The sequence below is a fragment of the Rhodocytophaga rosea genome, assembly GCF_010119975.1.
Classification (GTDB): Bacteria; Bacteroidota; Bacteroidia; order Cytophagales; family 172606-1; genus Rhodocytophaga; species Rhodocytophaga rosea.
Map to the genome: position 1 here is coordinate 6,201,087 of NZ_CP048222.1, position 24,538 is coordinate 6,225,624.

Annotated in this window: 15 protein-coding genes; 10 read left to right on the forward strand and 5 right to left on the reverse strand. The window is 43.4% G+C overall.

Features of this window, described 5'->3' with window-relative positions:
- Window positions 1-149: 149 nt before the first annotated feature.
- From GXP67_RS25660 to GXP67_RS25680, 5 genes are all read left to right on the forward strand, one after another.
- A complete protein-coding gene (locus GXP67_RS25660; RefSeq protein WP_162445764.1) occupies window positions 150-5,318 on the forward strand; it encodes an AAA family ATPase in 5,169 nt (1,722 codons plus the stop codon).
- Window positions 5,293-5,949, forward strand: a complete 657-nt coding sequence (locus GXP67_RS25665) for a response regulator transcription factor (RefSeq protein ID WP_162445765.1) — start codon at window positions 5,293-5,295, stop codon at window positions 5,947-5,949. The genes GXP67_RS25660 and GXP67_RS25665 overlap by 26 nt, the downstream gene beginning before the upstream one ends.
- Window positions 5,950-6,056: 107 nt before the next feature.
- Window positions 6,057-7,412 (forward strand): hypothetical protein, encoded by a 1,356-nt coding sequence (locus tag GXP67_RS25670; RefSeq protein WP_162445766.1) that lies wholly within the window; start codon window positions 6,057-6,059, stop codon window positions 7,410-7,412.
- 137 nt (window positions 7,413-7,549) lie between these two features.
- Entirely contained in the window at window positions 7,550-9,013 is a 1,464-nt protein-coding gene (locus tag GXP67_RS25675) for a Dyp-type peroxidase (protein ID WP_162445767.1), read from the forward strand.
- Between the two features lie 160 nt (window positions 9,014-9,173).
- Window positions 9,174-10,058 (forward strand): LytTR family DNA-binding domain-containing protein, encoded by an 885-nt coding sequence (locus GXP67_RS25680; protein WP_162445768.1) that lies wholly within the window; start codon window positions 9,174-9,176, stop codon window positions 10,056-10,058.
- Window positions 10,059-10,137: 79 nt separating this feature from the next.
- Here the strand turns inward: GXP67_RS25680 and GXP67_RS37525 are convergent, their stop codons facing one another.
- Window positions 10,138-13,341, reverse strand: coding sequence for a PAS domain-containing protein (locus GXP67_RS37525; protein ID WP_162445769.1), 3,204 nt, complete (start codon window positions 13,339-13,341; stop codon window positions 10,138-10,140).
- 523 nt (window positions 13,342-13,864) lie between these two features.
- Between GXP67_RS37525 and GXP67_RS25690 the strand changes: the two genes are divergently transcribed.
- The 5 genes from GXP67_RS25690 (at window position 13,865) to GXP67_RS25710 (ending at window position 18,180) form a co-directional block, all read left to right on the forward strand.
- Window positions 13,865-14,806 carry an L-lactate dehydrogenase gene (locus tag GXP67_RS25690; protein ID WP_162445770.1) on the forward strand — a complete coding sequence of 314 codons (942 nt, stop codon included), beginning with the start codon at window positions 13,865-13,867 and terminating at the stop codon, window positions 14,804-14,806.
- A 51-nt stretch (window positions 14,807-14,857) separates the two neighbouring features.
- Window positions 14,858-15,598, forward strand: coding sequence for a spheroidene monooxygenase (locus tag GXP67_RS25695; RefSeq protein ID WP_162445771.1), 741 nt, complete (start codon window positions 14,858-14,860; stop codon window positions 15,596-15,598).
- Between the two features lie 174 nt (window positions 15,599-15,772).
- A complete protein-coding gene (locus GXP67_RS25700) occupies window positions 15,773-16,696 on the forward strand; it encodes a mechanosensitive ion channel family protein (protein WP_162445772.1) in 924 nt (307 codons plus the stop codon).
- A 144-nt stretch (window positions 16,697-16,840) separates the two neighbouring features.
- Complete coding sequence (locus GXP67_RS25705) at window positions 16,841-17,494, forward strand: thioredoxin family protein (RefSeq protein WP_232064594.1); 654 nt, start codon at window positions 16,841-16,843, stop codon at window positions 17,492-17,494.
- A 20-nt stretch (window positions 17,495-17,514) separates the two neighbouring features.
- Window positions 17,515-18,180 carry an oxidoreductase gene (locus GXP67_RS25710; RefSeq protein ID WP_162445773.1) on the forward strand — a complete coding sequence of 222 codons (666 nt, stop codon included), beginning with the start codon at window positions 17,515-17,517 and terminating at the stop codon, window positions 18,178-18,180.
- A gap of 65 nt (window positions 18,181-18,245) precedes the next feature.
- Here the strand turns inward: GXP67_RS25710 and GXP67_RS25715 are convergent, their stop codons facing one another.
- From GXP67_RS25715 to GXP67_RS25730, 4 genes are all read right to left on the reverse strand, one after another.
- Window positions 18,246-19,148 (reverse strand): caspase family protein, encoded by a 903-nt coding sequence (locus GXP67_RS25715; RefSeq protein ID WP_162445774.1) that lies wholly within the window; start codon window positions 19,146-19,148, stop codon window positions 18,246-18,248.
- An 87-nt stretch (window positions 19,149-19,235) separates the two neighbouring features.
- A complete protein-coding gene (locus tag GXP67_RS25720) occupies window positions 19,236-22,493 on the reverse strand; it encodes an Ig-like domain-containing protein (RefSeq protein ID WP_162445775.1) in 3,258 nt (1,085 codons plus the stop codon).
- 12 nt (window positions 22,494-22,505) lie between these two features.
- Window positions 22,506-23,534 carry a hypothetical protein gene (locus GXP67_RS25725; RefSeq protein ID WP_162445776.1) on the reverse strand — a complete coding sequence of 343 codons (1,029 nt, stop codon included), beginning with the start codon at window positions 23,532-23,534 and terminating at the stop codon, window positions 22,506-22,508.
- A gap of 99 nt (window positions 23,535-23,633) precedes the next feature.
- Window positions 23,634-24,368, reverse strand: coding sequence for a Ser-Thr-rich GPI-anchored membrane family protein (locus tag GXP67_RS25730; protein WP_162445777.1), 735 nt, complete (start codon window positions 24,366-24,368; stop codon window positions 23,634-23,636).
- Between the last annotated feature and the right edge of the window lie 170 nt (window positions 24,369-24,538).

Sequence of the window (24,538 nt, forward strand, 5' to 3'; positions counted from 1 at the left end):
TACAGTTAAAAATTCCCACATTTACTATAAATCTCTGCGTTATACCCATCAGGTCAAAGAGATACGCTTCCGGAAGATAAAGTTTTTCAGTTAATACAGAATTGCTTTTCTGGTTGCCAGATGAATAGTATAATAAACCGCTTTGAACCATGGTCCTGCTGTCTGAATACAATTTTCTGGAACGGATTAGCCTCCATGACCATACCTTTATCTACCGGGCAGAGCGCTGCAAAGACCACCAAAAGGTATTACTCAAAATTGTTGAAAATGCCAGTGAAAAAAGTGAGCAGGCTGCCCGTATCGCCCATGAATATGAAATTGCCAGCAGTTTTTCATGCAAAGGCATTGCCCGTTTCCTCACCCTGGAAACCTACCAAAGCCTCCAGGTAGCTGTTATTGAAGACATTGAAGGCATTTCGCTTGAAAAATACCTGAAAGAGCACAAAGTTACCCTTGCCCAGACACTCCAGATAGCGATTGCCATTACTGAAATTCTCGAACATTTTTACCAGAAAGGCATTGTTCACCAGGGACTTTGTCCGGCACACCTGCTCATTAATCCGCATACACTCGATGTATACCTGATTGACCTGTCTATTGCTTCCAGGGTATCTTCCCAGAAAGGAGTAATCGAACAGCCTGAATTTTTGAAAGGCTCACTTGCCTATATTGCCCCGGAACAAACCGGCCGGATCAAAGGTGAAATTGACATCCGCAGCGACCTGTATTCCCTGGGTATTATTCTCTATGAAATGGTGCTGGGCGAAGTTCCTTTTGATGCCAAAGAAGTCTTAACCCTGGTACATCTGCACATTGCCAAAAGCACTGTTCCTCCGCACCTGAGTAATCCGCATATTCCCGGAACGCTGTCTGCTATTATATTGAAATTGTTGTCAAAAAATGCAGAAGACCGCTACCAGTCTCCGTTTGGCCTGAAAAAAGACCTGCAGGCCTGCCTCAGTCAATGGAATACCATCAAACGTATGGAATTGCCTATGCTAGGACAATATGATTTCTCAGGCAGGCTGCAACCGCCCAGAAAACTGTATGGCAGGGAAAAGGAAATGGCGCAACTTCAGCAAGCCTTCAGCCGGGTGCAGGCTGGTGCGTTAGAGATCGTACTGATTGAGGGCTATTCCGGCATTGGAAAATCTGCCCTGGTACAATTAATCAAAGAGCCAGTATACCAGATAGGAGGAAATTTTGTAGAGGGCAAATTCAACCAGTTTCAACGGAATGTTCCCTATTCTGCCTTTATTCAGGCATTCAAAGTGTTTACTGACCAGATTCTTACCCAGAATGCAGAAGGGATCACCCAATGGAGGGAAAAAATCCTGGAGGCCGTAGGCACCAACGGACGTATTTTGACAGATATTATTCCGCACCTGGAACTACTGATCGGTCCGCAACCGGAGGTAGCCGAACTTGAATCCACTGAAACCCAGAACCGGCTGCATTTTGTATTTATTAAATTTATTAAATGTATTGCCCGGCAGGAGCATCCCCTGGTTATTTTTTTTGATGATCTGCACTGGGCAGATGCCGCTTCTTCGGGTTTATTAAAAATAATCGCTGCCGATAAAGATCTCCGTTACGTGTTATTTATTGGAGCACTGCGCAACAAGGAATATACCAGTGATAGTGTATTTTCTGCCACGATAGAAAACATGCAAAAAGAAGGCTTCCGCATTCAGAAAATGGTGCTCATGCCGCTGCAATATACACATGTGGAAGCCCTTATTCACGAAACCCTGCAAGGCAATATACAAGATGTACAGGCTTTTACTAGTCTGATGTATGATAAATCACAGGGAAATCCCTTCTTTATTCACGCCTTTCTCAAATGCCTGCATGCAGAACATATACTTCATTTTGACTTTAATTCCTTCGGGTGGATATGGAATGCGGCCAGAATCCAGCAGCTTCGCTTTTCAGAAAACATAGTAGAATTACTTGCCGGAAGAATTCAAAAACTTCCAGGAATTACTCAGCACCTGTTGAAATTAGCGGCTTGCCTGGGATTTGAGTTTGATGTATCACTGCTGATGATTGTACGCAAACAAAACAGGCAGGAAATTATTCATGCCTTGCTTCCGGCGCTGGAAGAGGATCTGATTTTGCCGGCAGGCGATCATTACCGGTTTACCCACGACCGGATACAGCAAGCAGCCTATTCTTTAATTCCCGATGCTGCTAAAAAACAAGAACATGCCATTATTGGCCAGGCGCTGTTACACCATTTTGAACAGGAAGACCATCCAACGTATCTGCTTGAAACGGTGAACCAGCTCAATGCCGGCCGTGAACTGATTGTTTCTACGGAAGAAAAATACCAGCTGGCCGCTTTAAACTTACGGGCAGGTTTGAAAGTGAAATCTTCTGCCGCTTATACACTCTCCTTTGAATACCTGCATGCCGGTATTCAACTGTTAGGTGAGGATGCCTGGAAAACCCATTACGAACTGGCTTTGCAGTTGCATATAGAAGGGGCTGAGAGCAGCTTTTTGAGCGGAAATCCCTACATGATGGAAGAATGGGTAGAAACGGTAGTGAGAGAAGCCAATCGTGTGCTCGATAAAGTGAGGATCTATGAAATTACCATCAAATCGTATATCGCCCGCAACCAGCTGGTATATGCCGTACAAGCCTCTTTACAGATACTGGAATTACTGGGTATACGCTTTCCGGCTAAGCCTAATAAACTGCATGTATTAACAGCCCTTGTTTCGATAAAACTCAGGCTCCTTCACCAGCCTATTGAAACCCTGAATACGCTGCCACCCATTAAAAACCCCTACATTGAAGCCGCCATCCGGGTACTGGCCAGTGTGGGGTCAGCCGTGTATTTTGCTATGCCAGCGCTGTTTCCACTGTTTGTGTGCAAGGCATTTTCCCTGATGATCAGGTATGGAAATACGCCTTATTCCGGGGTGGTTTGTAATAGTTTTGGACTGATTATGATCGGTGGGGTAGGCGACATTGAAACCGGATATAAGCTGGGTAAAATCGCCATGCAGCTTTCCGAAAGGTTTGAAGGAAGTTCTCTAAAATGCCAGAGTCGGATGATGGTGCATTCATTTATTTCTCACTGGAAAGAACCCCTACATCATACGTTAGCCCCCCTGCATCACAATTACTGGTATGGCCTGGAAAATGGAAATATCGAATTTGCAGCCTATTCTATTTTTGTACATTGTTATTCCGCTTTTTTCTGTGGCCGCAATTTAAAAGACATTGCAGAAGAACACCTGAAGGTTCATGAACGACTGCTCCGGCTGGAGCATGAAAGCGGCCTTAACCTGCACCGGATTCCAACCCAGGCCGTATTAAATTTGTACCAGGTAGTAGAAAATCCCACTGTTCTTACCGGCAGTGTTCATGACGAGGAAACCATGGTACCTATCTATAAAGAAAGAGCCGCTGAAACTACTTTATGTGCATTATATCTATACAAACTCATTCTTAGCTATTTGTTTGAGAAAGAGGAAGAAGCCAGCCAGCAAGCGCAGGAGTTCAGAAACCGGATTGAAAGTGTGGCTGGCAGCTCTGAATTTATGATTTTTTATTTTTATGATACCTTGATTGCGGCCAGCCTGCTCTCTGGCCAGAAAAATGTATCCCGCAGAAAACTATTGAACCAATGCGAAGCCAACCTGGCAATCTTCCGTAAATTTTCCGGGAAATCTCCTGTTAATTATCAGCATAAGCTGTACCTGATGGAAGCAGAACTATGCCGGTTGAAAGGCAATATACACAAAGCCGCCATGCTCTATGACCATGCGATTGAGGAAGCCAGAAAAAACGACTATCTCAACGACCATGCCTTGAGTTGTGAACTTGCCGGTAAATTCTACCTGTCCCAACACCGGGAAACCCTGGCCAGACACTATTTAACTGAATCACATACGTATTACCGGCAATGGGGAGCTTTTAATAAAGTACATGTTCTGGAGAAAAAATATAATTTTCTGTCCGGAACACCTGTACAAACTGCCATTGCTTTGCCCGGAACATCTCCACAGCAGGATTCCGGAGATTTTTCTGTGGAGAGAAGCCTACAAGGATTGGATTTACACAGCATTATGAAAGCAGCTACCGCTATTTCCAGTGAAATTCAGCTCGAGAAACTGCTGAAAAAGCTGGTAAAAATTGCGGTAGAAAATGCCGGGGCACAGCAAGGTTACCTGATTTTAATCAAGGACGAAGCATTTGTTATAGAAGCTGCCTGCTCTATTGATTCTGAAGAGGAAGTAGTACTGCCTTCATTGCCTGTTAAAAATAACCGCCTGGTATCTGAAGCCATTATCAATTATGTGTTTGTAACCCAGGAAAATGTGGTGCTCGATAATGCTTCTCAGCATCCGGTTTTTTCTTCTGATACAGTTCTGGCAGAAAATCAGTCCAGGTCGGTATTGTGTGCGCCTATTATTCACCAGGGAAAAGTTATTGGCTTGTTATATTTTGAAAACAGGCTGATCTCGCATGCCTTTACCCTTGACCGCATTGAACTGCTCAAACTTCTTTCCGGCCAGATTGCTGTTTCCATTCAGAATGCGCTCAATGAACAAAAGAAGGTGAATGCCTTTATGGAGCGGGAAAAGCTGCTCAAAAAAATTAATCTACAGCAGAGTGTTCAGTCCAAAGCTATTCTCAAGACCCAGGAAAACGAAAGGCGGCGTATTGCCGAAGAACTGCATGATGGATTAGGCTATATGCTGTCTACGCTAAAACTCAACCTGACTTCGCTCAAAGAACAATTATCCGGCCCGGAAGAACAGGTTCAGTTTTTACACAATTCTTTTCTGCTGCTGGAAGATTCCTTTAAAGAGCTGAAGTCGATTTCCAATAACCTCATGCCAGACCTCTTGTTCCAGTTTGGATTGCTGGTAGCCGTGGAAGATTTGTGTAAAAAGGTGAATGATGCCGGCAAACTTCATATTACTTTCAGGCATTATAATTTCAAACGGAAATTGAAGAAAGACTTTGAACTGGAGGTGTTCCGCATTGTACAGGAACTGATCAATAATACTATTAAACATGCCCAGGCCATAAATCTGGAAATCCAGTTTCTTATTCAGCAGGACCGCCTGGTGATTATGGCCGAAGACGATGGCAAAGGCTTCGATTTTCAAAAGAAAATAAAGTCCAGAAGTAAAGGCAAAGGCCTGACCAATATTACTAACCGGATCAATTTTATGAGAGGCACTTTGCGTGTAGAATCTTCCGAAGATTTTGGAACCAGTTTTATTATCGATCTGCCACTAACTTTCAAACTCGTTAACTTATTAACTGATGATCAAATTACTGATAGCCGATGACCACCAGCTGTTTATTGATGGTCTGACAATGCTGCTCAAATCGGAAACCGGCCTGGAAGTAGCCGGACAGGCACTGAACGGAAACGAGGTATTGCAGGTACTTGCGCAAAAAAGCATTGACATTGTTCTGCTGGACATCAATATGCCCAATACAGATATTGTGGGGCTGGTGAAAACCATCCGGGCGAAATATCCGCATACCAAAATCATCATCCTGACGATGTATCACGGCACCAGGTTCTATGCCAAACTGATCAAACATGGTATCAATGGATATTTATATAAAAGTGAGGGAAAAGCGATTTTTCTGGAAGCGATCGAAAAAGCAGCTAATGGGGAAATTTATATCAGCAAGGAATTATTCACCGACATTAATAATCCGGTGCAGGCGGCTTCTCCGGCTTTTGATCTGAATCTGGCTTCTCCGGAAAGCGTACTGACCAAACGGGAAATTGAAATTTTAAAATTAGTGGCCCAGGAACATTCCAACCAGGAAATCGCCGACAAACTCTTTATCAGCATCAATACCGTAGATACCCACCGCAAACATATCCTGCTGAAACTGGGAGTAAAAAATACAGTAGGGCTTGTGAAATACTGTATGCAATATAATTTGCTGGGTAATTTTTGAAGCTGTTGGGAATGAGTTAATTAAATGACGATATTTATGAGTGTTTGCGCCAGAATTGAAACTTGTTTCTAATGTCTGTCAACCGATAATCTTCAAACCACCCACCCATGCCTACCGAACCATTATACCAGACTACTGCCAGGCCAGAGGTAATCATGCGGAACAACCAAACTTATATTTTCCAGAATGGCCTTACTATCATTACACCCATTGATCCGGCCCGAGATATCCATCAGTTGTATGAGTTACTGAGTGGAATTGGCAATAACATTAACAAGCAGGAAACTATCCGGTTTCAGGCTATGAAAACGCTGCATTTTGCCCGATGGTTTATTATTGAAGGAGCCGCCGATGCAGCCGGAAATGCTTTTGGAAACAGCCTGGCATTCGCCACCGATTTTGACGGAAATCCCCATGAACACCTGCTGGAACTGCTCCAAACTTCCGGCCCGGGCATTGATCAGATATATGGTTTTTGCAAAGGATATCCGCCCAATGGAAGCCGGTCTCCAGAAACTGTAGTGAACTATTTTTTATCACATAGCCAGAAAAATCAATTGCTGTGGTCCTGTGTCAGGGGAGGTACAGTGGAACAATTATTAGGTGAAGAAAAATTGCGGCAAGCTATCCAAACCATTCTAAAAACCCAGCAAGGTAAACTCGATCAACTGAACCCAGAAGAAATCCGTAACCTTATAAAAAACTACATTGCTCAACAGCCTGATCTGCGCTGGGCGCTTCAGAAACGGGCTTCTCCCAAGCTGGAATGGAAGATTCAGTATTATGGAAAACTGGTATTCCGTCTGCTATCATTATTGCTGTTATCTCCGGTGCTGGTTTTTCTGTTTATTCCCTTCTGGGTATTTGTGCTTTCCCGGATATTTGAAAAACGAGATGAGCGCAAAGAACGGGAAAAGATTCAGCCCAAAGCAATTAGAAAGCTGGTGGAAAAGGAAGATCATATTCCGATGAACCAGCTTACCATATATGGCACTATCAAAAAGCCCTACTGGTACCGGCTTACTACCCTCAAAATAGGCTTATGGCTATTTGCCACCAATGGTACGTACCGTTCCAATAAAGGAAAACTAAGCGGTATCGAAACCATTCATTTTGCCAGGTGGTGTATTTTTAACCAGGGAAAAAACGTAATGTTTCTAAGTAATTACGACGGTGCCTGGGAAATTTATCTGAGCCAGTTCATCGACCGCTCGGCTGCTGCGATGAATCTCACGTTTGGAACTACGGTGGGCTATCCGCCAGTCCGGAATTTGTTTTGGGGTGGTGCTTTTGATGAACAGGCTTTCAAAATAGTCGTGCGCAAAAACCAGTATCCCAGCCAGGTATTTTATAGTGCCTATCCCTATTCAACGGCAAAAAACCAACTCAATAATTCCCACATCCGCAAAGGACTGAACGGAGAATCTAAAGAAAGCTGTGAGGAATGGCTAAAACGCTTGTAATAACAGTATGAAGTAGTAAGTATTGCATACCAAGCGTGTTTTCGCATAGATAATAAATAAAAATTGCATGATAGCCTAGTACTGAAATATAAAGAATAGCTAACAACCAAGACCTAACAACGAGCAACCATACGGATATGGAAGAAATGGTAGAAAAAGATGATGTACAAGGCATCATTTTTAAAGGATATGCCAGACTGGAGTGGGCCAGTTATATTCTGCTTCATTTTACAGAACCTGCACCAGCCAGAAAATGGATCGCTGATTTATCAACCCGGATTCTTTCTGCCGGTACGTCCAGCCGTGATCAGTCTACCGCTATTCATATAGCCTTTACCTGCCCCGGACTGGCAAAACTGGGCTTGAGTGCGGAAGAACTGGCTACTTTTCCCAGGGAATTCACCGAAGGAATGGTTACTGAACACCGGCAGCGAATACTGGGCGATTGTAATGAGGGTGAGCCGGCCAGATGGATATGGGGTGGCCCCAATGATACTATAGAAATTCATGCCATGTTGCTAGTATACGCCCTGGATAATGCCACAATGGTAGAGCTGTATTTCTCAGAAAAAATACTCTGGGAACAAGCAGGAATACAGTCTGTTCATGTAATGGAAGCCCATTTTCTGCCAGATGGAAAAGAACATTTTGGGTTTCGTGATGGAATCAGCCAGCCGGAGATCAAATTTGCAGGCCGGGATGAATCTTCGCATGAGGCCAATCATATCAACCCGGGTGAGTTTCTATTCGGCTATAAGAATGAATACGAAAAATATACCTACAGCCCCAATATTTCCCCGGAAAATGATCCGCAAAACCTGTTGCCGCCAGATAAAAACTTCCCGCAGATGAAAGATCTGGGGAGAAACGGCAGTATGATGGTATTCAGGCAGCTGCACCAGCAGGTACAAGCGTTCTGGCAATTTATGCAAGCCCACACAGACCAGGCACCTTCATCCATTAAAAACCCCCTGGAATACGTAGCTTCTAAAATGATGGGCAGGTGGCCAAATGGCGCTCCACTCACCAAATGTCCGGTAGAACCACTCTCAGAATTCGAGGATTGTAATGATTTTGGCTATGCACAGAAAGATTTTGATGGTTTTAGCTGTCCGGTAGGGGCTCATATTCGCCGGGTAAACCCGAGGGATAACTTTCTCCGGGATAGCACCGGGAATCCGGAAAAAGACATTAAAAAATCCCAGGTGTTCATGAAGCGTTTCCGGGTGATCCGCCGGGGAAGGCCGTATGGTCCGCCACTGGCAAAAAGTATGCTTCCGCAGGATATATTAAAAACCGAAGATTCCGGAGAGGATAGAGGAATATTCTTTATGTGTTTCAACTCTAACATCGGCCGCCAGTTCGAACTCATTCACCAGACCTGGATCAATAATCCCAAATTAGCCGAACTTTACGAAGATCCTGATCCGATTGTCGGCTTTCCGGAAATGATGGAAAACGGTGCAGTAAGCTCTTTCACAATGCAGGCTTATCCGGTACGCAGAAAAATAGAAAATATTCCCCGCTTTGTCTGGGCAAGAGGGGGAGGGTATTTCTTTATGCCCGGCATTAAAGCGCTGCAGTATCTGGGCAGCCGGTGAGAATACTGTTTTTTAGCAGCGACTTCCCGGAATTATAGCCTTTTCCTCTTCTCTACATCTTAAAATAAAGTAAATTAAGGTTCAAAAGCACACGGCTGCAACCCTTGAATATAAAATGGCATCCATAACTGGCATGAACCTTTTGCATGCGTATTGAGAAATGGCAACTTATTTATTTGAAAACCACTACAAAGATACCTGGGTGAAAGTCATTGGTTCATTGCTGATGGCACATTTTATCAGGGCTATTGGCAGCAATGAATCTATTCTGGAAATGCTGTTGCAGCCTTTTTATTATGTGGAAGTGCTTTCGGGTACAGTGGTGGCATTGCTTACCTGGGAAGTAGTAAGCCGGGTTACCAACTGGCTTGACAGAGCCTATGACTGGGTGGAGCACAGCACCTCAAGAAGTTTTCTGCAATTAATAGGCGGGGTAATACTGCCCTCGCTGCTTATATTTTTCCTGATCTATCTGCAATTCAAGTATATTATCCAGTATGATATCTTCCAGACACAGTGGCTGTTGTACGAATATCCGGTAAGTATTTTGTGTGTCATTACAATCAATGGGTATTATGTAGGGTATTATTTTTATAACCAGTATCAGCAAACCAGTCAGAAGCTGGAAAATACGTTAAAACACCAGATTGCTTCATCCATTTCTTTACCAGTACCTACCTCTATTGAAAAAGCGAGTGAGCCAAAGCTGCAAGTACTGATTGTTACCAAAGGTTTTAAAAATGTGCCTGTTGCGGTAGAGGAAATAGCGTATTTTTATATTCAATCTCCTCATACTTACCTGAAAACTTTCCAGGATGAAACGTTTCTGATTACCCAGATACTGGATGAACTGACAGCATGCCTGCCAGAGGATATTTTTTACCGCGTAAACCGCCAATATATTGTAAATATAAAAGCCTGTGAATCCTATGTCAGTATTGAAAATGGCAAGCTGGAGGTATTTTTCACACCTGCTCATAAAGAACCCATCATTGTCAGTCAGAAAAAGGCAAAGGAATTTAAGGAATGGGTAGTAAAAAGTTAGTCAATGGTCATTCGTTATTTAGAGAGGTAGTAAAAGGCTATATTCAGTTACAAAATTCCTCATACCTAATGACCACTGATCAGGTTACTTCCGGAGGGTGAAGAAAAAGGTAGATCCTTTGCCAGGTGTTGATTCTACCCAGATCGTACCGTGATGGCGTTCTACAATACGTTTGCAGGTAGCAAGGCTCAATACCAGCCCCTTCATATTCATCCCGGCTATGCAGCCGCTGAAAAACCTGAAAAATCTTGCCGGCATATTTCATATCCATCCCTATGCCATTGTCTTGTACGCTGATCAGTATATGCTCGCCTTGTTCGGTGGCTGAAATATGGATTTCCGGCGGAAGTGTACTTTTGAATTTGATGGCATTGCTGACCAGGTTCTGGAATAACTGTACAATTTGCGATGCAACTACTGGTACTGCTGGTAAATCGTCTATTATAACCTGTGCATGAGTTTGCAGAATGCGTGCCTGTAAATTGTAAATAGCTACTCCGGCCAGATCTGAAAGAGGAGTAAGTTCAAAGGTTTTAGCTACTGTATTAATTTTGGAATAATTGAGCAGCGAACGGATAAGCATTTTCATCCGGTCGGTAGAAGTAACAATAAATTCGATGAATTCTTGTCCATCTGCATCCAGTACAGGTTTGTATTTCTTTTCAAGCAACTTGGCAAAACTGGCAGCCGTATTCAATGGTTCCTGCAAATCATGGGAGGAAATAAAGGCAAACTGTTCGAGATCGGCATTAGACTGTTTGAGTTCGATGGCTTGTTGTTCCAGCGCTTCCTGAATTTCCTTCATATCCGTTACATCCACCATAGAGCCCAGCATCCGGATAGCTTTTCCCTGCTCGTTATGCAAAATATACGTCCTGTCCAGAATATAGGCATAGGTGCCATCTGCCCGGCGGAAGCGGTATTCATCTGACCATTGCTCGCCTTTACTTTCTATGACCTGATGAATTTTTTGCAATACCCCTTCCAGATCATCCGGATGAATGCGGCTGTACCAGGATTCTGGCCCTACTTCTATTTCGTCGGGCTGGTAGCCGAACATATTCTTAAATCCTTCATTCCACCAGATCACATCTGTCTGTAAATTCCAGTCGCGTACGGCATCATTGGTGGCACGGGTCACCAGCCTGAATCGCTCTTCACTTAAAGTCAGGTTTTGCTGTGCTTTTTTCTGTTCGGTTATGTCGAGTACGTAGGCAACACCCTGTTGAACATCATCCTGCAGCAATACTCCTCCAATAATAATGGGTACCAGACTTCCATCTTTGCGAATGTATTCTTTTTCGAGGGCGGCGCTGGTGCCAGTGGCTAAAAGCTGCTGAAGTGTCAGTTGGTCTAAGGAAGCGTATTTTGCCGGAGTAAGTTGTTGCCAGTTAATTTTCCCGGAGGCTATATCTTCTCTGGTATAGCCAATCATCTGGAGAAACTTATCGTTGGCCTCTGATATATGCCCATTTACATCCCATAAAAATATTCCCAGCATATCCGATTCGAAGATCCGCCGGAACTTGGCTTCACTGGTAAGAATGGCTTCTTCTGCCAGCTTGCGCTCAGTAATATCGGCCATTGCTCCCACCATCCGGAATGGTTTTCCTTGTGTATCCTGCTGTACAAAACCCCTGTCGAATACATATGCGTACGAACCATCTTTTCTCTGGTGGCGGTATTCATCCGACCATACTTGCTCACCTCTGTTTATCACTCTTTGTATATGGTCAATAATCTGGTCCTTATCTTCCGGATGAATCCGGCGGGTCCATTCTTCAATAGTATGGAGTGTTTCATTTGGTTCATATCCGAAAATTACCGAATAGCCTTTGCTATAGGTGAGCTCACCGGTGATCAAATTCCAGTCCCAGATGGCATTGTGTGTTACATAGGAGGCAATTTCATAGCGTTCCTGGCTGATGGCAAGGTCTTGGGTGCGTTCAGTTACCCTTTTCTCCAGTTCCTCATTGAGCAACATCAGTCTGGTTTCGCTTTTCTTTAATTGTTCCTCTGTTATTTTCTGGCCGGTGATATCAATAGATATATTGAGCACATGCAGCACTTTCCCACTGGCATCTCTGTCGAAAACAGTACCGCTGGTATGCAGCCACCGCCATTCCCCGTTGTGGTGACGCAGCCTGTATTCAAAATCTACCACCGTTTCGGGATCATTGGCCTGCTTTGCATTGGATTGCTGTATTGCTTCCTGGTTGCTTGCCATCAGATTTTCTGCCTCATCGGGATGTAGTAAAGATATCAGCAGGGAAACCCCTTGTTCCAGTAAGTTTTCCCTGGCGTAACCCATCATCGGTTCAATGGCTTTATTTACATAGATATACTGGCCAGTGTGTATATTGTATACTGTAATCAGGCAGGGAACCAGGTCTGTTATCTTATCAGTGAATGCTTTTTGTTCTTCCAGCACAGTATCCAGTTTTCGCCTCAGTTCAATCTCCTGAAATAGCTGTTCATTCATGCTGGTGAGCTCTTCATTTGCGGTTGAAAGCTCATTGGTCCGTTCCTGAACCCGTTTTTCAAGGGCTTCTTCGGCAAGTTTCTGGTCCTGTATATCGGTGCAAGTGCCAACCCAGAGCGTAATTTGCCCGGCTTCATTCCGTACAGGCAATGCTCTTCCCAATAGCCATCGATACATTCCTTCCGGCTCTTTCTTAAACCGGTATTCGCATTCATATTTTTCTCCGGTCTGCATCGCCCGGCTCCATTTCTGAAGCACCCGGTCTATATCTTCGGGATGAAAAAAAGATTGCCATCCCCATTCCAGAAGCTCATGTACTTGCTTGCCGGTATATTCTGCCCATTTGTGGTTCACATACGATACACCTCCATCCGGCCTGGAAGTCCAGGCTAAATGAGGCATTGTTTCAAGTATCGTTTGAAAAGGAGGAAAGAGGACAGTAGAATCAGTTACTGTAATTTTTTTTAACAGAACAGAAGTGCCGGCAAACTGTTCTTCTGCATCCCGCAACGGAGAAAACGTAATTTCCAGGCTTATTGTATCCCGGTACATTATTTTCTCCCTCACGATGCTTGTCCGGTTTATTTCTGGTAAAAGCAGGGATGGAAAAAGTGCTGTGATGGGCAACATCCGGCATTCCCGCATTGTTCTGCCGGTAAGCCGTAAAAAAGACTCATCGCAGAATGTAATCTGATCTGCTGTATTTAAAATGGCGATGGCACTTTCTGCAGACGAAGATTCTTTATCTGGCAAATGTTGGGAGTGAATATCACCTGCCCCTTGCGCATTATGTATTGACATACTGTGATACCCGTATACTTGTGAAGTGAAACCAGCATTGCTTTACAAAGTATAGCTTTATATTAGATTCACCGGTGATAATTGAAAAAGCATTCATTGGCTTTTTGAAAGTTACCAGTTAAGGTATACTATTAGTTGCCATACGATAAATGCTATAATTGAATTAAAAAATTTATATAAAAATCTGCTGTTGCAACCCGTAAAACAGCTCTTAGCTGTTTTCAAAAGCATACTTCGGGTACCAACTACAATAAGTGATAGTTTCATCAAAAGCCTTGTTCCAAAGCAAAGATTTGAAAGTAATTTTTTTTACTTATCTGAAAAGGAAGCAAATCAGATTTGTTGGAAATATCCAATCAGGATTTAACGTAAAAAATATAGACAGGTTGCTGCAATAAGTTGATTTTATCAGGCAAGCTGCACAAAAAGATTCTGGTTAATTTTCTATCCTATACACCCTTTGCAGGCGGATTCCGTATGTAGCAGCGAACGATCCATTCTGGTAAAATATTAAACCACCTATATGAAAATTATTCCTATTTCCCCTCCCAGGGTATTTGTAATCGGAGCTGGTATGGTAGGGGCAACAGCAGCCTATACCCTGCTGATCCGGGAAATTGCCTGGGAAATTGTTCTCATCGATGTACACCAGGAACTGGCGGAAGGCCAGGTGATGGATATGAACCATGCTTCGGCTTTTGGTTCGGGCGTTCGGGTACGTACTGGCAATTACAGCGAAATCCGGGAAAATGATATTATTGTTATTACCAGCGGCGCTTCCCAGCAAGCAGGCGAAGACAGGCATAAAGCGGCAGAAACCAACGCGAACATTATCAAAGAAGTGGTTGCCAAAATTATGAAGAAGGGAGTGCCAGTATTTATTTTGATGGTAACCAATCCGGTAGATGTGCTTACCTATGTTGCCTATAAGGAATCTGGTTTGCCGGCCGAACGGATATTTGGAACCGGCACTTCACTGGATACAGCCAGGCTCAGGTTTATGTTGTCGCAGCGGCTCAAGGTAAATGCCAGCAATACAGTGGCTTTTATTCTGGGTGAGCATGGCGATACTTCATTTCCGGCCTTAAGTGCTGCTACCATTGAAGGTATCCCGCTGAAAAAATATACCACTTATAAAGAAGAGTTCACCAAAGGCATCATGCAGGAAGTACGGGAGTCTGCCTATAAAATTGTAGCTGATAAAAAAGCGACGTATTATGGAATTGGTTCTACCGTTGCCGACCTGGTGGCTGCCATTATAGAGAACAAGCATAAGTTATATGCGGTAAGTGGCCTGCTGAATGGGGAATATGGACATACTGGCGTTGCGATTGGAATTCCTGCCTTGCTTTCCGGTTCCGGGGTAAAAGTGCAGGAAAACTATCCGCTGAACAGCCAGGAAACCAGGCTGCTGCACAAATCAGTGGAGTTTCTGAAGGAAAGTATTAAAAAGCTAGGGTATTGAATGGATTATTGTCAACTGAGAATTATTTGAAATTATCCATTTCTTAACATTATGATGGCAAATAAACCTATTGTAACTATTACATTTTTCCGGTTTTCCGGCCTTGCCAAACTTTGGGCTTTGCAGCAAATGCAGCTTGCTGCCTATTCCCTCAACCACTTACCTGGACTACAATTTTACAAACTTTTGGGAAGCGGCTATGGGAGTGGTTTTAGCATGCGCCCCGATTTTTCAACATTTGCCCTGCTTTGCAACTGGACAGACGATCAGGCGGCACACCAGGGTTTATATGGCTCACACATTCTGCAAAAATTTAAAAAGGAGTCTGATGAGCAGTGGACTATTTATATGCATACCCTGGCTTCTCATGGACGCTGGTCTGGTATGGCTCCGTTTGGACTTGCCAGCCAGCCTCAGGATTCGGGTGGAGTAATTGCTGTACTGACCAGAGCTTCTTTGCATTTCAAACACTTAATTGATTTCTGGAAACATGTTCCTTCCGTAAGCCAGGCTATACAAGATAATCCGCATCTGATTTTTACAAAAGGTATTGGTGAAGTGCCACTCATTCACCAGGCAACTTTCAGCTTATGGACTTCCCAGCAGGACATGATGGCATTTGCCTATCAGAATCCTTTTCATACTGAAGTGATTCGCAAAACCAGGGAAATGGGCTGGTACAAAGAGGAGTTATTTGCCAGATTTAAGCCTTTTCATTCAGAAGGAACCTGGCAGGGACAAGATCCACTGGCAACCTATCTTTCTCCTCACTTAGACGAAAAAGCTTCCTGATAATTACCGAAGTGTTTGTTATTGTCTTTATATTATCCTTTCGGCAAAAAAAAACGTAACAATAATTGTGTGATACAGGTTGTGCCTAATAGTTCATGAGCAAGTGTGTGAAAGAACTATCAATAAAAAATGCGATCAACCATCAACGACCAACCACCAACAATGTAGAAGCATATGCAGGAAACTATCAGCAATGCGATCAATAAAGTATTTGAAAAGTTATCTTCCTGGGTAGAGCATTTTATTTTGATGCTGCCTAACCTGCTGGTAGCCATTCTGATTTTTGTAGTTTTCTATATTATAGGCCGTCTGGTAAGAAAGGCATTAACCAAACCCCTGCAGCGTTTTTCGCATAGCCAGGCACTGATTGGCCTGCTGCTGAATGTGATTTTTACGGCTTTCGTTGCTACCGGTATTTTTATCGCTTTAAGCATTCTGCAATTAGATAAAGCTGTTACCTCTTTGCTGGCGGGTGCTGGTATCATTGGTCTGGCGCTGGGGTTTGCCTTTCAGGATATTGCTGCCAACTTTGTTTCTGGCGTACTTTTGGCTATCCGCCGTCCGATCCGGCCTGGAGATGTGATCGAATCAAATAGCTATTTTGGCTCAGTGATCAGCATTAATCTGCGGAGTACCATTATCCGCACGATGCAGGGGCAGCATGTGCATATTCCCAACAAGGATATTTTCAATAAGCCTATCGTAAATTTTTCTGAGGAGGGCAAACGCCGGATCGACCTTAAGTGCGGTGTTTCGTATGGCGATGACCTGGAAAAGGTAAAAAAGGTAACGATAGATGCCATCCGGAGTATTGATTACCTGCTCAATAAAGAAGACATTACTTTTTTCTACAAGGAATTCGGCGATAGTTCCATCAATTTTGAAGTGCGCTACTGGATAAACTATAAAAAACAACAAGAATATTTAGCCGCTGTGAGTGATGGGATTATAAGGATTAAAAAAGCCTTTGATGAAAATAATATTATGATTCCGTTTCCCATCCGTACCCTGGATTTTGGAATAAAAGGAGGTGAAAAATTGCAGCAGCAGCTGGAAAGCCTTTCACACCCTTCTCATGAAAACGGCAAAGATAAATAAGAATATAAGTTTCTTGTAGGGTCAATTCATCTACTTTAAAAGCTATAATGGGCTGGCTAAAATTTCTTCAGCAAAAATCCCGGTTAATATGCCGGGATTTTTGCTTATTCGTATACTGATAAATTTCAGCAGCAATTGCTGTTTATGCTTACAAACCTGATTGTCAACATGGAAAATCTTACTACTGTTATTACCCACGAGCATATAGAGGCTGCCTACAGTTACGAAGAATACCGCACGATGCTGGATGAATTACTCGCCAGCAACCAGACCACTGGCCCCAAACAAACCCCCGAACTGGTACAGATCACTAAGTTAAATATTCAGCGCATGCACCGCCTCGATAAAACAGCAGTGTTACATGCAAGCCTGGTAGAGAAGCTTAAACTGGTGCAAGACAACTGGATATGGCTGGTGATATTGGAGGCCTGGTGTGGAGATGCCGCCCAGTTTATTCCCTACTTTGTAAAAATGGCCCATGTGAATGAAAATATTTCCCTGAAATTTATGCTCCGGGACGAAAATCCGGAGGTAATGGACCGCTACCTGACCAATGGTACCCGTTCTATTCCTAAACTGATCTGTTTACAGTCGGATACCCTGGCAGAAATTGGCACCTGGGGACCTCGTCCGGCTACAGCCCAGCAAATGGTAATGGAGCATAAGAAAAATCCTCAAATGGCTAACCGGGAGTTCACAGAAATGCTTCATACCTGGTATACCAAGGATAAAGCACAGCAACTCCAGCAGGAGTTTGAAGAATTGCTGGTAAAATGGAACCACAAAGCCTATGTTTAACCAAAAATATTCCCTGTGATATGGCAGATAAAAAAACGGCCCTGGTATTGGGGGCAACAGGCCTGATCGGCAGCCATTTACTATCCCTTTTATTGGAAGACAAGCGGTATTCTCTGGTTCGGGTATTGGTCAGAAAACCGCTGCCCATTCAGCATGCCAACCTCCAACAGATCACAGCCAATTTTGATACGCTTTCTGCCTACAAGAATAGTTTTGCGGTAGATGACGTGTTTTGCTGCCTTGGAACTACCATTAAAAAAGCTGGTTCGCAGGAGGCATTTTACAAAGTAGATGCTACTTATCCCTATGAAGCCGCCAGGCTGGCTAAAGAAAAAGAAGCCAGACAATACCTGATTGTTACGGCAATGGGCGCAGATAAAAATTCCCGCATTTTCTATAACCGGGTGAAAGGGGAGGTAGAAGAAAAAATCGCTGGTCTGAATTTCCCTGCATTCCATATGCTACATCCTTCCTTGTTAATGGGCGAACGCAATGAAAAACGCACTGGTGAACAGATTGGACAAGCAGTAATGGGTACTTTAGGATTTCTGATGGTGGGACCCTTGAAGAAGTACAAAGCCATTGAAGGAAGTACTGTAGCCAAAGCCATGCTCAACATAGCCAATCAAAACCTATCCGGCATGCACATCTATGAGTCAGATCAGTTGCAGGAACTGGGGAAATAGTCAATGGTAATATTTACTATTCCTATGACAGGATTTTACTCAAACCTTTATACACCAATAACTAATTATTCCAGTACAGCGCTCATGGGAAATTTTTTGGCATAGCGGCCATTGAGTAGGGGATATTGTTTCCGGCTCGTTTCTTCGGATACTTTTGTACGCACATACTCATAAATTTCCCGGATGTCGACCAGTTTATTCTTATTTTCATCGGCAGCGCCTTTCAGCCCCTCCACCAAATAATACGTAAATACGCCATGGCCGCCACCCCATTGCGGCGCTTCTACCGAAGTTTCTCCGGCTGAAGATGCACTTAATACAATAAAACTAGCCTGGGCAGAAGCGACATTGGCCAGGAGCCGGTTCACCATGGTGGCCTCAGCAATTTCCCGTTCACCCCGCATGGTGCTGCCTGCAAATGCCGTTTCTGTACCTACCACCGTACCAGAGTGACAGGCATCGGCGATCCATACTTTTTTCTGTGCCCTCGAACTGCTGATCGCTTCATCGAATTCAGATTGAGATACGGCAGAGCCTTCCAGATTTTCCCGGTCGGTGTCTGTGCCTAAAAAGAAAAGTTTATTTCCCCGTTTGGTAGGCAACCCATGACAAGCAATATAGACGATCGCCAGATCTTCCTCGAATGCATCGCTAAACTGATTATTTAAGGCTTTGATAATGTTTGCCCTGGTTGCATTTTTATTGAGCAATAAGGTAATATTTTTCTCCGGTACCGAACCTCCTTGCGGGCTTCTTAAAAAGTTATAATACAGCTGGGCATCGGCATCGGCATATTTCAGGTCTTTGATATTAGGGTCCTGATAATCCGATACGCCAATAATAACTGCATATACTTTGGAAGTCTTAAACTCTGCATCCTCACTTTTTACTTTGATGCTTACCGGGTTGCTGCGGCTGCTTGCCTCTTGTGCGGAAGCGATATAACTGGTTCCAGCAAATAAAAGCATGGACAAAGTTATTTGGATAATACGTTTCATAAAACTGTTTTTAAATATACTATCTGCAAAATTTTCTCACGTTTGCAGAATTAAAGTCTATCGTAAAATCATTTTCAGGGTATAGTTCTGGCTGGAAGCAGAATCTCGAATAGTAGCCCTGCCCATGTACATTCCTGCCGGCAACCGTTGTCCCTGACCGTTTTTGCCATCCCATACAAGCTGATAAAAACCAGCCTGATACTTTCCTTCTGCCAGTGTAGCCACTTGTTTTCCGTTGGCATCAAATACTTGTACCTGCACCTGATAGGGCAGCTGCGATTTCGGCAAAGCAAATGCAATGGTAGTAGATTCGCTGAAAGGATTAGGCATGTTGGCAAGCAACTGAATACGGCTGGCATTCAGGTTTTCTGCCATAAATCTGGCATCACCATAATACACCCTGAACTTATGTTCTTTGGAAAGATCAAATGTATACTGCTGTTGTGATTGCATATCAATAATTCTTTCAGCTGTAGGATCATACAAAAACAACTGCTTACCAATAGCTCTGGCGAAATAATTTTCCCATTTCAGACTTGCTTGCTGGGCATCCAGGTTGCTTTCCACAGTAAACTCCCATACCTTATTTTCTTCTACCGGCACCATATCTTTGGTAAACCGGCCATAAAAATGTTCCGGATGGGCAAAATTTACCTGCAGGTAATGCAGTATTTTTGGCAAACCGATTTCATCCAGATAATCCCGGTCCGGTTGAGCATCGGGGTGCATGCCCAGGCCACCTAAGCCATAACTCAGTTCTTTAGTGTGCAGGGTAAAATTAGACTCAAACTCAGAATCCGGATGGTATCTGGGCAGGCTTTCTTCCGCAGCAATTCTGGCTGAATTGTATTCCAGGTTGCGTTTTACCGGGAATTTTAGGGTTACCGCCTCATCGCAGAAAACAAATCCACCTGAAAAAGCATTAAGCTTATCGCTGCCTGCATCTGGATAGGTGCCATCCTGAAGCACCCTAAGTTTCCCGACCAGGCCGTTTTCAGGAATGCCGCTCTTTTCCCGGATCTCTTTCCAGGATAAATTCAGATTATAAGGATTTCCAATCAGATTCCAGCCTTTGAGAAGGTTCAGGGTAAACGGATTATTCTCATTCTGGCGCAGGGTAGAACCTTCACCTGTAGTAATACTTATCTGGTCTTTCACTATCAGCAGGTATGCTTTCCCAGGTTCTATGGTAGTAAATCCATTGGTGTATTCCACCAAACGGCTATTTTCAAAGGCGAATAGCCGCCATTTTTCCTTGTCGTAACTGCCCAGTTCATTGAATATGGCGCTCACTTCTTTGAGTGAAGTATTTAAAGGGATAGAAATGATCTGATAATCTTTCTTTTCTGAGCCGAAAATAAGACCTGGAATGGGAAGCCCAGGATCATTATAAGAAGTATTCACTAATTGCACATCAGTAACCACTTTCTGTCCGGCGGTGGTAGTTAGTTCAAAATAGTATTCCAGACCAATTTCATCTTTTAGCGTAGCAGGCAGCGGCAAATTCAGCGTAAACTTGGCAAGGTCTTGAGTGTTCTGGAGCATAGGATATTCCCGCCATTCATTACGGGTAATATCTTTAGAAAGAATCTTTACCTGACTGATGGCTGCCACCGGATAATTCACCTTCACGGCTGTTTCTGCCGCACTTGCGTCTGATTCTATTTCAGTAAAGCCTTTTTCAATCGTAATGGGAGGAAGGGTAGTAAAATTCCAGGTAGTAGCCGTTGTACCCACATAATTATTTCCGGCGAGATCTGTAAAGGTGCCTTCCGGAATTTCTACACTGATACGGGCACTAAACTCAAAATCAGTAGCTGGATTAATGGTAACTTTGGTATCGGTTTCCGAAATAGTGATCAGGTCGCTGCTAAGCGGAATCGTAGCATAAACATCATTATTCTGCCTGATAATTATACTTCCGGTTCCTTTCTGGATGGCTTCACTGAATGTTAAAGTCAGATCGGAATAAATGTTGATATTAGTAGCATCATCAACGGGAGATAAAGTAGCAGTGGGTGGAATACTTTCCAGAGGTGTATAAAAGGTTTCGTTCAGGCTGTATACAGTATCCTGAGCAGTAATTACCCGTATCCGGTAATTATAAGTAGTATTGGCCGTAAGTCCGGTTAAAGCGACACTTACGGGCGTATCAGCGGTGCCTGTTACGGAAGAAGGAGTGGCCGGAGCCAGTGTAACATACGACAGGTCTGTGCTGTACTGGAAGGCAACCGCAGCGCTTGCACCATTGGCATTTACGGTTCCCTGTAAGGTAATAGATTCTGATGTAACGTTGGTAGGGGCAAGGGTAAGCACTTTAATGGCATTGGGGTCAATGGTAAACTCCTGTACAGAAACATCACTCCAGATTCCTTTGCTATCTTTTACCCGGATGGTTAACTGGTGTTTTCCTAATGCCAGGTTTGTAATATCTATTTCGGAATCCATTTCCAGGCTGGCGCCTGGCGTAATAGTTAAGGGTTTGCCTGCTCCCGGTGCAGGATTGGCATTATCGAAGAAATATTCGGCTGCTGTGATCTGCGCCAGACTTGTAAGTGCCTGATTAATCACCAGAGATCGGCTTTCCTGTAAGCTCCAGGTTCCCCGGCTGTCTTTCACCCGGATATACAAAGTATGAAAACCAGCATTCAGTCCTTCCTTCGATAAATCTATTTCTACTTCTGCCTGTCCATTTTCTCCAATAGCTATACTTTTACCTTTCCCAAATCCGGGATCAGTATCGAAAAAATATTCCCCTTGTGTAGGTACAGTATTAACGGTAACGGGCGTTGGCTGAACCAGGAAAGTACGTCCTTCTATCAGGCTCCACTTTCCATTTGAGTCTCTGGTGCGCACAAACAAAGTATGTACACCAGCTGCTAAACCGGTCAGGTTAATTTCAGGTTCAAGATCAATGGTGCTGCCAGCAGTAACTGACAAACTGGTGCCATTTCCATTCCCAGGATCAGTATCGAAAAAGTATTCAGCAGCAGTAATGGTAGGAGTACTGATAACAGGAGCGTCCTGAATCAGGAAAGTACGTCCTTCCATCAAACTCCACCTGCCATTGGAATCCCTGGTTCGTACAAACAATATATGTGTGCCAGTGGTTAGGCTGGTCATGTCAATTTCAGCATTTATTTCTACTGAAGCACCGGCAGTAATGGTAATAGAGGTGCCATTGCCCACGCCTGGATCAGTATCAAAGAAATATTCAGCAGAAGACACGGTTTGTGCCCATGCGGTACCTGATGCGCCTGATAAGCCCATCACAAGCAAGCAGCCTATGATGAACCGTAGTATACGGAATGTCATCCTGGTGCGCTGTTAGTTTTTGGCTTCTGCCTTAATGGAAATATTCAGCTTGCTGTTTGGCGCTATTACGCTATTTTTAATTACAAATTCCCGGATCTGCGGAACAGCAGGTTCGCCACTTTCTGAAAACCCTATTCCACCATAGAGGCCTATATCTTTCCCATCTGTTCCCGCATTTTTACCTGGGGAAGAAGCCTGCAGGTGAAAATCATATTCATATTTAAACGTATTATCCCCGGCAGCCGGAAAATTTGTAAATACCGGATCTGCATTTACTTTATTGGCGGTACCAAAGTTGGTCCCATAAGGAATGGGATTGGCTGTAGTAGAATAGGTAAGATTGTTATTGAAAGTTGAGTTACTAGCGCCTTCTGGACTTACCCCATAAAAAATGTTATTTTGGAATGTACAGTTCTTTACAACATAAAAAGCATCAGTATTACTAGATACGGTAGCTATAAATACATTATTATTGAAGAAACAAGTATGTGCATAATACACTATGCCTGTAAAAATATTATTGTTGATCTGGAACTGATTGGGCGTAGTATTATTGGCGTTATTGGTTATTTGTAAATTGCTAACAATAATATTATTTTCAATTACCCAGTTAGTAGGTTCTGTTGTATTATTTCCGTAAGAATATATATAAGTGATATAACATCTTTTAATGGTAATGTCATTAATAGTAAAACTGCTGGCTGAATTTATATGATAGATAATAAGGCCAATGAAGGAAGAGCCAGTAGCACCAGCTGTTTTGCCTAGGGTAATAGTGCCTAGTGTCGCTTTTAACGCTACCTGTTTTTGCGGATTATGGCCAGGCCCTATGAATACCAGCTTCTTATCTACATCAAAATTGCCATACTCTGTTTCAGAGCCGTGGATGTAAATAGTATCTCCTGCAGCAGCAGCAGTCATAGCAGCCGTAATAGTTGCATACTGGGCAGGAGTTCCGGCACGGTTACTCACGGTGAGTACTTTGGCATAGGCAAGGGAAGTAAGTATAACTAAGAAAGAGAGTAGACATATACGTTTCATATAAATAGGGATTTTGTAGTAGCGTATGGAGTAATATGTGTTCAAAGTTGAATGCCAAAATGAGGAAACCTACCCAAGCAAGAGGTGTAGGCACAGAATTTATTGCGGTACATCCGGCTCTGGCAGTAAGATTTTTTGTGGAGGAGGTGGTGGTCCGGAATCCTGGTTGAGAATAATATATGCACCAGCCCCAACGAGTGCAAATGGCAATACTTTCGCTAATAAAGGAATCCGGCGGCGAATGCTGAACTTGCGGCTCAAACTAAAATTATCCGGATTTGCTTCACTGCTCACCCGCAACTGATAATTTCCTCCGGGCTTACTTTTATCAGGCACGTTCCAGGAATGTTTGCCTTTATTGGCAGTAGAGGTAATGCTGGATATCTTCACATCATTGCGGTATAGTTCCACATTCACTTTGTCAGAAGTAAGGCCACCAGCCCATTCAATCTGATAGGTCTTGCCGCGTTTATATCCGGAAGTTTTACCAGGAGATTTTACTGCAAAAGGTGAAAAAGCCAGCTCTGCCCGAACATCAAAAGTGATGTCTCCTTCAAAATTATTCAGCTCTCTGGTTTGCCATACCATCTTTTTGTTTTTGCCAGCCTTTATTTTGTTGCCTACTTCTCCGGTAACATAAAGCAGGGGAGAGTTATACTCATTATGGGAGCCATAGAGTTCTACTGTAAAAAGCTGGCCTTCTATGGTTCCTTGCAAATCGTAGAGGATAGTAACAAAAGCAGAATCGGCAGTGGCTCTCACATTTGAAATTTGCTGGGAAAAAGCAGGGTAAGCCATCAGGTAAAGCAGGAGGCCAGCTGTAAAAACTTTCATCAGCATTTTTAAAATGCTAAAAAGAAGGAGTTGAAAATGTGGTAAAACGTAAAAATGAATCCCCATATGCTCATTAAAATAAAAAACACATTCAAGGCAGGCGGTAATCTTACATTCAAATCCGATAACTGGCAGGGATAATTTGAGCTAACTTGCTAAACTTATTAAAG

Bases quoted from the DNA above. Each gene is read 5' to 3' on its own strand.
- GXP67_RS25660 (WP_162445764.1), top strand. From the start codon at position 150: ATGGTCCTGCTGTCTGAATACAATTTTCTGGAACGGATTAGCCTCCAT.
- GXP67_RS25665 (WP_162445765.1), top strand. From the start codon at position 5,293: ATGATCAAATTACTGATAGCCGATGACCACCAGCTGTTTATTGATGGT.
- GXP67_RS25670 (WP_162445766.1), top strand. From the start codon at position 6,057: ATGCCTACCGAACCATTATACCAGACTACTGCCAGGCCAGAGGTAATC.
- GXP67_RS25675 (WP_162445767.1), top strand. From the start codon at position 7,550: ATGGAAGAAATGGTAGAAAAAGATGATGTACAAGGCATCATTTTTAAA.
- GXP67_RS25680 (WP_162445768.1), top strand. From the start codon at position 9,174: ATGGCAACTTATTTATTTGAAAACCACTACAAAGATACCTGGGTGAAA.
- GXP67_RS37525 (WP_162445769.1), bottom strand. From the start codon at position 13,341: ATGTCAATACATAATGCGCAAGGGGCAGGTGATATTCACTCCCAACAT.
- GXP67_RS25690 (WP_162445770.1), top strand. From the start codon at position 13,865: ATGAAAATTATTCCTATTTCCCCTCCCAGGGTATTTGTAATCGGAGCT.
- GXP67_RS25695 (WP_162445771.1), top strand. From the start codon at position 14,858: ATGATGGCAAATAAACCTATTGTAACTATTACATTTTTCCGGTTTTCC.
- GXP67_RS25700 (WP_162445772.1), top strand. From the start codon at position 15,773: ATGCAGGAAACTATCAGCAATGCGATCAATAAAGTATTTGAAAAGTTA.
- GXP67_RS25705 (WP_232064594.1), top strand. From the start codon at position 16,841: ATGCTTACAAACCTGATTGTCAACATGGAAAATCTTACTACTGTTATT.
- GXP67_RS25710 (WP_162445773.1), top strand. From the start codon at position 17,515: ATGGCAGATAAAAAAACGGCCCTGGTATTGGGGGCAACAGGCCTGATC.
- GXP67_RS25715 (WP_162445774.1), bottom strand. From the start codon at position 19,148: ATGCTTTTATTTGCTGGAACCAGTTATATCGCTTCCGCACAAGAGGCA.
- GXP67_RS25720 (WP_162445775.1), bottom strand. From the start codon at position 22,493: ATGACATTCCGTATACTACGGTTCATCATAGGCTGCTTGCTTGTGATG.
- GXP67_RS25725 (WP_162445776.1), bottom strand. From the start codon at position 23,534: ATGAAACGTATATGTCTACTCTCTTTCTTAGTTATACTTACTTCCCTT.
- GXP67_RS25730 (WP_162445777.1), bottom strand. From the start codon at position 24,368: ATGAAAGTTTTTACAGCTGGCCTCCTGCTTTACCTGATGGCTTACCCT.